General features: G+C 73.2%; 9 protein-coding genes. 6 read left to right on the top strand and 3 right to left on the bottom strand.

Annotated elements, in window-relative coordinates; translation table 11 throughout:
* Positions 1 to 332: 332 nt before the first annotated feature.
* Positions 333 to 1,280 carry a glycerophosphodiester phosphodiesterase gene (locus ABZ914_RS36860; RefSeq protein ID WP_500198971.1) on the top strand — a complete coding sequence of 316 codons (948 nt, stop codon included), beginning with the start codon at positions 333 to 335 and terminating at the stop codon, positions 1,278 to 1,280.
* Between the two features lie 13 nt (positions 1,281 to 1,293).
* Here the strand turns inward: ABZ914_RS36860 and ABZ914_RS36855 are convergent, their stop codons facing one another.
* The gene (locus ABZ914_RS36855; protein ID WP_387032911.1) at positions 1,294 to 2,184 is read right to left on the bottom strand and encodes a LysR family transcriptional regulator; all 891 of its coding nucleotides are present in this window, start codon (positions 2,182 to 2,184) and stop codon (positions 1,294 to 1,296) included.
* Between the two features lie 71 nt (positions 2,185 to 2,255).
* On the opposite strand from ABZ914_RS36855, the gene ABZ914_RS36850 reads away from it, so the two are divergent.
* Together ABZ914_RS36850 and ABZ914_RS36845 are read left to right on the top strand one after the other, a co-directional pair.
* Positions 2,256 to 3,797 (top strand): MFS transporter, encoded by a 1,542-nt coding sequence (locus ABZ914_RS36850; protein ID WP_500198969.1) that lies wholly within the window; start codon positions 2,256 to 2,258, stop codon positions 3,795 to 3,797.
* Positions 3,798 to 3,962: 165 nt separating this feature from the next.
* Positions 3,963 to 5,270: a sensor histidine kinase gene (locus tag ABZ914_RS36845; RefSeq protein WP_500198967.1), complete on the top strand. Its 1,308-nt coding sequence runs from the start codon at positions 3,963 to 3,965 to the stop codon at positions 5,268 to 5,270.
* Positions 5,271 to 5,289: 19 nt separating this feature from the next.
* On the opposite strand, the gene ABZ914_RS36840 is transcribed toward ABZ914_RS36845, so the two are convergent.
* Positions 5,290 to 6,735: a cyclic nucleotide-binding domain-containing protein gene (locus ABZ914_RS36840; RefSeq protein WP_500198965.1), complete on the bottom strand. Its 1,446-nt coding sequence runs from the start codon at positions 6,733 to 6,735 to the stop codon at positions 5,290 to 5,292.
* A gap of 889 nt (positions 6,736 to 7,624) precedes the next feature.
* On the opposite strand from ABZ914_RS36840, the gene ABZ914_RS36835 reads away from it, so the two are divergent.
* The 3 genes from ABZ914_RS36835 (at position 7,625) to ABZ914_RS36825 (ending at position 10,970) form a co-directional block, all read left to right on the top strand.
* A complete protein-coding gene (locus tag ABZ914_RS36835) occupies positions 7,625 to 8,497 on the top strand; it encodes a helix-turn-helix domain-containing protein (RefSeq protein WP_500198963.1) in 873 nt (290 codons plus the stop codon).
* 263 nt (positions 8,498 to 8,760) lie between these two features.
* A complete protein-coding gene (locus tag ABZ914_RS36830; protein WP_190866030.1) occupies positions 8,761 to 8,973 on the top strand; it encodes a DUF397 domain-containing protein in 213 nt (70 codons plus the stop codon).
* 443 nt (positions 8,974 to 9,416) lie between these two features.
* On the top strand, positions 9,417 to 10,970 hold the full coding sequence (locus ABZ914_RS36825) for an alpha/beta hydrolase (RefSeq protein WP_500198960.1): 1,554 nt from the start codon (positions 9,417 to 9,419) through the stop codon (positions 10,968 to 10,970).
* On the opposite strand, the gene ABZ914_RS36820 is transcribed toward ABZ914_RS36825, so the two are convergent.
* The coding region (locus ABZ914_RS36820) for a DinB family protein (RefSeq protein WP_500198959.1) at positions 10,964 to 11,276 on the bottom strand (313 nt) is incomplete at its 5' end. The two genes, ABZ914_RS36825 and ABZ914_RS36820, sit on opposite strands and share 7 nt — an antisense overlap.

Genomic DNA, 11,276 nt, shown 5'->3' with positions numbered 1-11,276 from the left:
GGCGCCGGCGCCGGACGCGGAGGGGCCGCGGCGCGCCCGGTTCCCGCGCCCGCTGCGCCCGTTCCGGCGCGGGGGGCGGGTGCTGCTGGGGGCGCTGGTGCTGGCGAAGGCGGCGAAGAGCGCGAGGTCGGGCGGGGCCGGGCCGCGAGAGGAACCGCCGCAAGGCGACGCGTGAGTCGATCTGGGGAAATGGCCGTGTCCGGCTCGTATCGCACGCTCCGGTTGCGTAATGTCACCCTGTGTACATGGTCTGCTACTGACTCGTAACCCGGGTGTCATCGGCCGGATCGATGGTCGAGGGCAGGCAACCCCCGGCTCCCCGAGAGGTGACAATGTCCCGTCGGCATGGTCTCGCGTTCACGGTCGTCCTGACCGCGGCCGTGAGCACCGGTTCCGCGACGGCGGCCGCCGCCGAACCGACTCCCCTCCTCCCGCCCCGTACCGCCCTCGCTCCCGTGCCCGTCGTCCCGGTCGTCCCGATGGCCCGGGGGGAGGCGGCGGCGCACAGGGTCCTCGACGTGGGGCACCGCGGCGCGTCCGAGTACGCGCCGGAGAACACCATCGCGTCGTTCCAGCAGGCGAGGGCCCGGCACGCGGACATGTTCGAGCTCGACGTCCAGCAGACGAAGGACCACAAGCTGGTCATCATGCACGACTCCACGCTGGCGAGGACGACCGACGTGGAGCACGTCTACCCGAAGCTGAAGCCCTGGAAGGTCTCGCAGCTCACGCTCAAGCAGATCAAGAAGCTGGACGCGGGGTCGTGGTACGCCAAGAAGTACAAGGGCGAGCGCGTCCCGACGCTGGACGAGGTGCTGGGCGCGATGGGCGGCACCGGCGCCGGCATGCTGCTGGAGCTGAAGAGCCCCGCGCTGTATCCGGGGATCGAGGGGCGGGTCGCCGCGGCGCTCAAGCGGCACCGGTCGTACTGGCTCGGGGCGAAGGGCGCGCCCGCGCAGAGCCGGCTGGTGGTGCAGTCGTTCGACTGGCCGTCGGTCAAGCGGTTCCACAAGGACCTGCCCGGCGTCCCGACGGCCCTGCTCGGCATGCCGAAGGCGAAGGACCTGAAGAAGGTCGCCGCGTACGCGGACCTCGTCAACCCGTCCTACGGCGAACTGACGAAGTCCTACGTCAAGCAGGTGCACGCCGCGCACCTGCGGCTGCTCACCTGGACCGTCAACAACAAGACGAAGATGGCCAAGGCGGTCGATCTCGGGGTGGACGGCGTCGTCACCAACAAGCCGGACGTCCTGCACACCGTCCTGAAGGCGAGCGCCTAGGACGGCGCGGCTTTCAAGAGAGGGAGGGCAGCGCGGCTCGGGCGCGGGCGATCAGCGCCCGCGCCGCCGGGCCGCGCGGCCCCTCCGCCCGCCACGCCAGCGCGATCCGGCCGCGTAGCCGGGGCCGGACGATCGGCATCGACGCCAGCTCGTCCGCCCGGATCGCGGTGGCGGACTCCGGCAGGACCGCCACGCCCAGCCCGTGCGCGGCGAGCTGGGCGAGGACGGGCGGCTCGCCGGCCTCGAACGCGATCCGCGGGCGCAGGCCGGCGGCCGCGCACGCCTCGTCCAGGACGGCGCGCAGCCCGGTGCCCTTCGGCAGGCTGACGAGGTCCTGCTCGGCGAGCGTGCGCAGCGTGATCGACGAGCGCCCGGCCAGCGGGTGGTCGCGGGACATCGAGGCGAACAGGTCCTGCTCGATGACGGGCTGGACGGCGATCCCGGGCGGCGGCTCGGCGCCGAGGCTGAGGAACGCGAGGTCGGTGCGCCCGGCGAGCAGCGCCTCGGCGAGCGACGCCGACTCGTCCTGGACGACGGTGATCTCCACGTTGGGGTGGTCGCGGTGGAACCCGGCGAGCAGGCCGGGCAGGTCGAGGGAGGCGATCCAGTCGATGGTGCCGATGGTGACGTGCCCGCGCAGCAGGCCGGTCAGCTCGTCCACCGACAGCTTCGCGCCCTCGACGGCGGCGAGCGCGGCCCGCGCGTAGGGCAGGACGGCGGCGCCGACCTCGGTCAGCCGGACGGTCCGCCCGGAGCGGTCGAGCAGCGGCTGCCCGAGCTCGCGTTCGAGCTGCCGGATCTGCGCGCTGACGCCGGGCTGCGCGACGTGCAGCTTCGCGGCCGCCTTGGTGAAGCTCGCCTCCTCGGTGACCGCCACGAAGTACTCCAGCTGGCGAAGCTCCATAACCGGGGATGCTAACAGCGAGACCATCCAGCTCTTGGACTTCTGGCCGACTCGGGACGCACGCTGGTGGCATGCGCGCAGAATCTCCCGTTTCGGCGGAGGCGTCCGCGCCGGCGGCACCGGCCGGCCCGGCGGACGCGTGGGGCACGCTCGCGGTCGCGGCCGTGGGGCTGTTCCTCGCCGTCGTGTCCACCACGGTCGTCAGCGTCGCGCTCCCGACGATCGGCCGCGACCTGCACGCGGGGCCCGCGGCGCTGCAATGGGTCGTGGACGCCTACGTGCTGGTCTACGCGAGCCTCCTCGTCGCGGGCGGCACGCTCGGGGACCGCCTCGGCCGCAAGGGGCTGTTCATGGCCGGGACGGCGGTGTTCGGCGCGGGCTCCCTGGTCACCGGCCTCGCCCCGGCCACCGGGACGCTCCTCGCCGGGCGCGTCCTGCAGGGGCTCGGCCCGGCGCTGCTGGTGCCGGGCAGCCTGACGCTGGTCAGGACGGTGTTCGAGGACGGCCGGCGCCGCGCGATGGCGATCGGGCTGTGGTCCACCGCGTCCGGGCTCGCGCTGGCGGTCGGGCCGCCGCTCGGCGGGCTGATCGTCGCCGGGCTCGGCTGGCGGTGGGTGTTCCTGCTGAACGTGCCGCTCGCCGCCGTGCTGGTCGCCGCCGCCGGACGGTTCGTCCCGCGCGTCCCCCGGCCGGACGCGGCGCGCGGGCCGTTCGACTGGCCGGGCGCCGCGCTGACCACCGCCGGGGTGGCGCTGCCGGCGTTCGCGGCCATCCAGGGGCAGGACGAGGGCTGGACGTCGGCGCCCGTCCTGCTCGCCTTCGCCGGCGGGGCCGCCGCGCTCGCCGGTTTCGCCTGGTGGGAGCGGCGCGCCCCGCAGCCTCTGGTGGACGTGACGCTGTTTCTGCGGCCCCGGTTCGCCGCCGCGAACCTGGTGGCGCTCGTGGTGTTCTTCGCGTTCGTCGGCGCGATCGTCTACTTCAGCGCGTTCTTCCAGCAGGTCCAGGGCCGCTCGCCGGTCGGCGCGGGGCTGGAGGTGTCGGCGATCGGCGTCGCCTACGCGGTGGCCGCGACGCTGTCGGGGCGGCTCGTCCACTGGGTGGGGGAGCGGGCGCTGCTCGTCGCGGGGCTGCTGGTCGGCGGCGGCGCGACGCTCGGCCTGCTGCGCCTCGCGCCGGGCACCGGGACGGGCGCCGTCTGGTGGGACTTCGCGCTGCTCGGTGCGGGGATCGGGCTGTGCGGGACGCCGGTCACCACGATCGCGATGTCGGCGGTGGACGCGTCGCGGGCCGGGATGGCGTCGGCGGTGACGAACGCGCTGCGGCAGGTGGGGCAGGTGTTCGGCGTCGCGGTGCTCGGCGCCCTGGTCTACGCGGGCCTGCCGGGCGGCGGCGCGCCGGGACGGCTGGACGCCGGGGAGGCGGCGGCGTTCGTCCGGGGGCTGCACCACGCGCTGTGGACGTCGGCGGCGGCGCTGCTGGCGGTGGCGGCCGCGGCGGCGGTCCTGTGCGCCCGCGACCGGCCGGCACATGATCGGCCGGCCCGCGACCGGCCGGCTCATGATCGGCTCGCCGCCGGTCCGGCCGGCCGCGAACGATCTCGCCGCGGCAGGTGAGAACATCATCCTCGCAGGTCAGCGGCTGGTCATGGGCAACCATTTCTTTTGTCTCTCTTGGGTGCCGGGCGCCCGGCGCGAGGACTGAATCCGGTCCAGCGGGTGATTACCTCACCTGCGGGAGGTCGGGTGTACGGACGGCGCACATGGTCCATACGGGTGCGGATGACCGTGATTGCCGCGACGGTCGCCGCCCTGATCTGCGCCGTGCTCATCGCCATGATCGTCGTCGGGGTGCGCGGCCGCGCCACCGAGTACAAGCGCAACCAGGCCCTCTCCGCGGCGATGAAGGTCGCCGAGGAGTTCCGCCGGCGGCCGGTGCACGGCCAGGTCGGCGCGCCGCACGGCATCGCCGTCCAGGTGCTGGACGCGCGGAACGGCGTGGTCGCCGGGACCCCGGGCGTGCTGACCGGGCCGCCGATGGCCACGTTCCGGCCGGGCGCCGCGACCGGCTTCAAGGACGCCCAGGTGCTCTGCCCGCCGGCCGGCCTGCGCGGCTGCCACTGGGTGATCGACTTCTCCGTCCGGCTGCCGTCCGGGGAGTGGCAGGTCTACGCCGCAGCGCCGAACGTGCCCTGGTTCGTCAGCGGCGGGCTGATCACCTTCGTGGTCAGCGTGGGCCTGCTGCTGGTGCTGCTGGTCGCGCTGCGCACGTGGCGGACCGTCGACCGCACCCTCGCGCCCGTCGACGGGATCCGCCGCGAGCTGACCGAGATCACCGCGAGCAAGTCGGGCCGGCGGGTCACCGTGCCGGAGAACCGGGACGAGATCCGGCGGCTCGCCGAGGCCGTCAACGCGACCCTCGACCGGCTGGACGCGGCGCTCGCCAAGCAGCGCGGCTTCACCTCCGACGCCTCGCACGACCTGCGCAGCCCGATCGCCGCCGCGCGCACACAGCTGGAGGAGGCGCTGCTGTACGCCGACGACACCGACTGGCCGCGCACGGCCCGGACCGTCCTGCAGACCCTGGACCGGCTGCAGGCCATCGTCACCGACCTGCTGCAGCTCGCCCGGCTTGACGCGGGCGCCTGGCAGGACACCGAGACGATCGACCTCGCCGCCATGGTCACCATCGAGCTGGCCCGCTCGGATCGCAGCAAGCGGATCGTCCCGCACCTCCAGGAGGGCGTGCAGCTGCGCGGCGACCGGCTGCGGCTGGTCCGGCTGTTCACGAACCTGCTGGACAACGCCGAGCGGCACGCCGAGTCGCAGGTGGACATCACCGTCCGCGACGAGGACGGCGTCGCCGTCCTGGAGGTGATGGACGACGGCGCCGGCATCGCCGAGGAGGACCGCGAGGTCGTCTTCCAGCGGTTCGCGCGGCTCAAGGCCGGCAAGGCCCGCGACGCCAACGGCACCGGCCTCGGCCTCCCGATCGCCCGCGAGATCGCCAAGGCGCACGGCGGCACGCTGAAGGTCGAGGACAGCGACCGCGGCGCCCGCTTCGTCCTGCGCATCCCGCGCGAGTCCTGACCGGCCGCGTGGTCGCCGGTCAGTCGTGTGGACCGCCCTCCGCGACCCGGATCCAGCCCTTGAGCCGCGACTCCTTCACCCGGCACGTGAACGGCGCGTAGCGCGCGGCGTCGTGGCCGGGCGCGTGCGCGAGCACCGTCTCGTACACGAACGCGGACGCGACGAAGGCGAGGTCGGCGCGGGTCTCGGCGAGGCGCTGGCGGAGCGGGCGGGCGTCCAGCAGCCGGGCCGCGTGGATCACCGACGAGCCGGACACGCCCTGCGGGTCAGCGGTCACCGGCCCGACGTGCAGCGCCACCCGCAGCTGGATGCGGACGCCCTCCGGCGCGGTCCGGTTGTGGCGGCGCAGCGACGCGGCGAGCCGCGCGACGACCGGCTCGACGGCGGCGGCCGGGGTCTCGGGCGGGACGATGATCAGGGCGCCGTCGCCGCGGTCCTCGCGGTGGCACTCGTCCCAGGGGACGTCGGAGTCCGCGAACGCCTCCCACAGCAGCTCGTACATGATCCGGCGCACCTCCAGCCGGTCCATGTCGGTGCGGTACGGCGCGCTGAAGGACGCTATGTCGACGAACATGATGGAGCACATGTGGCCCGTCCACGGCCGTCGCGCTGGAGGCTCCTTCAGGGCGGTGGCGTACGCGCCTACAGGGACGGACATGGGCTGCGTCGGCTGTGAGTAGGAAGGCACCACGCGCAGCGCGGGCTCCGGCGCGCGCGTAGCAGACGTGCCGTTCGCGCCGTACTCCCCGTACGCGGCGTATGGGGACAGGACGCCGTCGTCGTCGTACGGGGTGATGGCGGCGTAGGCGCTCGTTCCGGTGTACGGGTCGAGCGCCGTCGCGGCGGCGCGGGCCTGCCCCTGCGCCGGGAACACGCGCTCGGTGAGCCGGTCGTACACCTCCTTCTCCACGAGGGCGACCACCCGCGGGTGCGCGGTCAGGTAGACGGCGAACTCCTGGGTGGTCATCCGCAGGGCGCGGACGGTGTCGACCGCGACGACGGTCGCCGACCGGCGCCGCAGCAGCAGCGCGGCGCGCTCGCCGATGATGTCGCCGGGGCCGCGGAAAGCGACGATCCGCTCGCAGCCGTCCCGGTCGACGCAGATGCGGACCGCGCCGGAGCGGATCACGAGGAGGTGGTCGGCGGCGTCGCCCTCGCGCCACAGCACCTCGCCGATCGGGTACTCGGCGTCGTGCGCGGCCGCGAGGAACGCGGCCTGCTCCAGCGGCGCGAGCGAGGCCCAGAACCCCGGCCGCGCGGGAGGCCGCGGGCCGCCCGGCTCGGGACGGGGCGTCCCGTCGGCCGCGGACCGCGCCACGGAGCCCGCCCTGCCGCCCGCGGCGGCGTGAGGCGCGACGGGCCGGTGGGCTCCGCCCGCCGCTGTGCGGAGGGCGGCGCCGGCCGTGGAGCCGGCCGTGGAGAACGCGGCGGCGTCGGGGTCGTGCACGTGCGTGCGCTCGTCCATCACCACCCCCGCCGCGGGACGGCCCGGCCGGCGGCGGCCGGGCGCGGGCTCCAGGACGGAAGGGGCGGGACGTGCGGGGAAGAGTGCCGGTGAATGAGGAGAAAGACAAAGGTCGGGGGACGGTTCTGCATTTCTGACATGTCGATGAACCCCATGCCTCGAATCGCGTCTCCGGGCAACGCCGTGCCATTGCGTCCTCAGTGCCGGGGGCGGCGGGAGAGGACGGGCCGATGCCGAAGTCGCGTTCACCTATGGCCCATGCCGCGTGATCGCGGTTAGACTGGGGGCGTCCGCAGAGCACGTTTCACCAGGTCAGTACGGTGTTCCCGCATCTGCGCAGGAGGGCCCGCAGACCCGGTGCGAGGTGCCCGGCGGTGCCGAGGAGTCGCCTCCCGCCTTTTCGGCCGATCGTCTTGGCTCGCAACCGGTGATCGTCCGAAGGCGGGGGCGACTCTTTCTGTTCTTATGGAATTACCGAAAAGCGCCGTTCCGTGGATCGCCTCCCCGTGCTCCCCGTCCGGCGGCGCTGCCCGAGCCGCCGGGTCGTGCGGTTCCGTTCTCGCTCCCGTCCACCGGGCGGCCGCGGAGGCCCCCGCCGCGTATTCACCCTGTGTCAGGATCGTGTCTGTTATGAGGTAGCGAGCCGCCCTCTTGCGGGAAGGTTGCTGCTATTCTGCTACCTGGCACATTACAACATAGTCTACCGACATACAGCACGCCGAAACCTGCTGATCGCCCGAAGATTCCGGGTCACCGCGGACATCGGGCCTTGACATTCCCGCTCGACCGGTGAGTCAGGTGTCGAAGTGTTGGCATGCGTCCTGACATCTTGCTCTCTGCCAGGTAGCATGCGGTGAGGTGGCGACAACTACGCAGAGTGAGCCGTCATATGACCAGTGATCAGGGGCCCATCGTCCAGAGCGCGCTGCTGCGCACCGAGCTCGTCCGCCTCCGCAAGGAGAAGGGGCTGACGCAGGAGCAGGTGGTCCGGCAGCTCGAATGGTCCCCGTCCAAGCTCATCCGGGTCGAGGGCGGCAAGAACGCCATCACCCGGACCGACCTGCAGGCCCTCCTCAACGTCTACGAGGTGACCTCGGAGGGACGCCAGGAGCGGCTGCAGGCGCTGGCGCGCGGCGCCCGCGAGCCGGCCTGGTGGAACGCCTACCGGGGCGAGTTCGACCCGAACTTCCTCAACTACGTGGGGTACGCCGCCGGCGCCGCCTACATCCGGCACTTCCACGGCTCGGTGATCCCCGGGCTCCTGCAGACCCGCGAGTACGCGGAGGTCCTCGCGACCGCCAAGGTGTCCCCGCAGGCGCGGGCGATGGGCGTGAAGCTGCGCATGCAGCGCAAGGAGGAGCTGGCCAAGCGCGAGCACCCGCCGCGCCAGCTCTACATCGTCGACGAGGCGGTCATCCGGCGCCATGTCGGGATCAAGGCCGACCCCGGGATCATGCCCGCCCAGCTGCGCGCCATCGCGGACCAGGCCGAGTCCGACGACCTGCTGACCGTCCGGATCATCCCGTTCAGCGCGGGGGCGCACCTCGGCCTCGAAGGGCCGTTCACCCTGCTGGAGTTCGACGGCGACCTCGATGACGTGCTGTTCCTCGAGGGCCGGTCCGGCAGCAGTGCGATGATCACCGGCGAGGACGACCGGATCACCGAGTACCGCGACACCTTCGAGCTGCTGCTGGAGGACGCGCTCTCCGCCGAGGAGTCCATCGCGCTGCTCCGCCGGACCGCCGAGGACCTGATGGCCTGACGCCCCTTTCCTGTGGAGCGAATCGACCGCGACGGGAGGTGACGCCCTTCCGCCTCCAACCCCAGGCCGGGTGGCCCGCATAGCACGCAGCGTGATCTTGTGTTCCCTTGTAGGCGGGATAACTGGAACCGTTTACACTCGTGATCGGGAAAATTTCCACAAGGTCGTGGTTCGCTGTGCCCTGCTTGGCTTCTCACCGGCGGGTGCCCCCGGCCCGATCGGTCGCGAGGCGGTACCGCCGGCACCGAATGGAGGGTTGCTGGATGGTCTATCGGTCGGCTCCGGGGGCCGCGCTGAACTGGCGCAAGGGCAGCAGAAGCGGCGACAAGAACGACTGCGTGGAGGTCGCGGCGGCGGGCCCGGCGGTGCTGATCCGCGACTCCCGCGACCTCGCCGCCGGCACGCTCGCGCTCGACGCCGCGCAGTGGCGGACGCTCCTGCGTTCCGTCCGGAACGGAGATCTGGACGGCCGCTGAGTCACGCGACTCATTCCGACCACCGCTCGCAACAATTGTCGTCCGCCACAATCGCGGACGCCGTTTACGGGCGGATTCCGACAACGCCGCGAAACGGCTCCGGGGACCGGCCGCCGGGACGGCCGGGACCGTGTCCCGGAGCCGTGCCCCTTGACCGTGCCGGAGCCGTGCCGGTTCCGCCCCGAGGCCGTGCCGGAGCCGTGCCTGTTCCGTCCCGGGGCCGCGCCTGTTCCGTCCCGGAGTCTTGGCGGAGCCGTTGGGCGGGCGACCCTGAGGCGTCCCTGACCGCACCCTGAACCGTCCCTGGTCACCCTGCCGCGCGCCGGGAGCGCGGCCTAGCGTGATCTTGCGGTCCCCGGCCGCCGGGCGCTCCCCGGCCGCCCCGGACGATCCTCCGCCGATCCGGCGGACCCCCTCTTCACGTCCCTCCCGGAAGGACATCCATGCAGCGCAAGCACAGGCGGCTCGCCATGGGCGCGGCAGCGGCGGCGGGCCTCGTGCTCGCCGGCGCGGCCGTCCCGCTGTCGCCCAGGTCGGCACCCGCGGCACCCGCGGCACCCGCGGCGTACACGGCACCGGTGGCGTCCACGACGAGGACGCACCCCGCGGTCACCGCGCCGGATTCGGTGGGCGCCCGTACCGCCCTCGACTGGAAGGTGTGCGGCGACGACGGCAAGGCGCAGTGCGCGACCCTGCGGCTCCCCGTCGACTGGGCGCACCCCGACGGCCCGACGTTCGGCCTCGCCATCGCGCGCCGCAAGGCCCTCGACCCGGCCGCCCGCATCGGCACGCTGGTCTTCGGCCCCGGCGGGCCGGGCGACTCCGGCGTCCAGCGGATCACCACCGGCATGGACCGGTTCAGCGAGCGGCTCCGGCAGCGCTTCGACATCGTCAGCTTCGACCCGCGCGGCATCGGCGCCAGCAACCCCGTGACCTGCTCGGCCGCGCTCCTCGCCGAACGTCCCGACCCGAACATCAAGAGTCGCAAGGACTTCGACGCGACCCTCGCCTACAACAAGCGGCTCAGGGACGACTGCCGCGAGCACACCGGCCCGCTCTACGACCACGCCGACACGATGAGCACCGTCCGTGACGTGGACGCCATCCGTGCCGCGCTGGGCGAGAGCAAGCTCAGCTTCCACGGAAGCTCCTACGGGACGCTTCTAGGCGCGGAGTACGCCGAGACGTACCCGGGCCGTGTGCGCGCGCTGGTGCTGGAGAGCGTCATCGACCACGACGTGAGGTCCGCCCAGTCGTTCCTCGGCGCCGAGATGGGCGCCGCGCAGGACTCGTTCGACCAGTTCGCCGCCTGGTGCGACCGGACGGCGAGCTGCGCCCTGCACGGCCGCGACGTCCGGGCCGTCCTGCGCGACCTGCGGGACCGCGCCGCGCGCGGGGTGCTCGCCGACCCGCAGACGCCGGGACGCGCGCTGACGGAGTTCGAGCTGCTCGTCGTGACGTACAAGCAGTTCTACGGTCCCGACTGGGAGAAGCTGGCCTCGCTGCTGTCCGCGCTGGAGGCGAGCAAGCCCGTCCAGCCCGTCCCGGCGAAGGCCGCCGAGGGCACCGGGACCGACAACTTCACCGCGCAGTTCTGCTCCGACTGGAACCTGCCGATCCGCGACTACAACGAGTTCGCGCGGCTCTCCCGGAGCAGCGAGCGGATCGCGCCCGACATGCACGGCACCCGCCCGGTCATGGCCCTCACGGCGTGCCTCGGCTGGCCGAAGCCCGTCGCGAACCCGCAGCACCGGCTCAATGTGCGGACGGCGGCACCGGTCATGATGCTGAACGCGGTCCACGACCCCGCCACCCCGTACACGTGGGCGCGGAGCGTCGCGCGCCAGATCGGCCCCAAGGCCACGCTGCTCACCTACGCGGGTTCCGGCCACGGCGTCTACAACAGCGGCCCGTGCACGCGGGACGCGATCGACGGCTACCTGATCTCGCTGAAGGCGCCCGCTCGCGGAACGGTGTGCCCGGCGGTGCCTCAGTAGAGGAACGGCAGCTCGACGCCCTCGGCGCCGGTGAGGTCGCGGCCGTCCGTCCGGCCCATGAGCCACCCGAGCAGGGACGACGCGGGCCCGGACACCGCGATGTCGCCGTCGCCGTGGGCGGCGCCCGTGTCGGTGGCGTGGACGCGCAGGCGCGGCGCCCCGTCGCGGCGGGCGTACGACGCGACGATGTTCGGGAGCATCCGGGCGACGTAGCCGGCGGGCCAGTCCGCCGGACCGAACCCGGCGTCGAGGTCGACGTGGTGGGTGAGCACCTCGGTGAGCCGCGCGTCGGTGGCCCGCGCGACG

Source organism: Spirillospora sp. NPDC046719 (assembly GCF_040645715.1).
Classification (GTDB): Bacteria; Actinomycetota; Actinomycetes; order Streptosporangiales; family Streptosporangiaceae; genus Spirillospora.
The sequence above is the reverse complement of the archived record's forward strand: the minus strand, read 5'-3'. Positions and strand labels throughout refer to the sequence as shown.

Coding starts and splice junctions, on each gene's coding strand:
- ABZ914_RS36835 (WP_500198963.1), top strand. CDS start 7,625: ATGACCAGTGATCAGGGGCCCATCGTCCAGAGCGCGCTGCTGCGCACC.
- ABZ914_RS36840 (WP_500198965.1), bottom strand. CDS start 6,735: ATGGACGAGCGCACGCACGTGCACGACCCCGACGCCGCCGCGTTCTCC.
- ABZ914_RS36855 (WP_387032911.1), bottom strand. CDS start 2,184: ATGGAGCTTCGCCAGCTGGAGTACTTCGTGGCGGTCACCGAGGAGGCG.
- ABZ914_RS36830 (WP_190866030.1), top strand. CDS start 8,761: ATGGTCTATCGGTCGGCTCCGGGGGCCGCGCTGAACTGGCGCAAGGGC.
- ABZ914_RS36860 (WP_500198971.1), top strand. CDS start 333: ATGTCCCGTCGGCATGGTCTCGCGTTCACGGTCGTCCTGACCGCGGCC.
- ABZ914_RS36850 (WP_500198969.1), top strand. CDS start 2,256: ATGCGCGCAGAATCTCCCGTTTCGGCGGAGGCGTCCGCGCCGGCGGCA.
- ABZ914_RS36825 (WP_500198960.1), top strand. CDS start 9,417: ATGCAGCGCAAGCACAGGCGGCTCGCCATGGGCGCGGCAGCGGCGGCG.
- ABZ914_RS36845 (WP_500198967.1), top strand. CDS start 3,963: ATGACCGTGATTGCCGCGACGGTCGCCGCCCTGATCTGCGCCGTGCTC.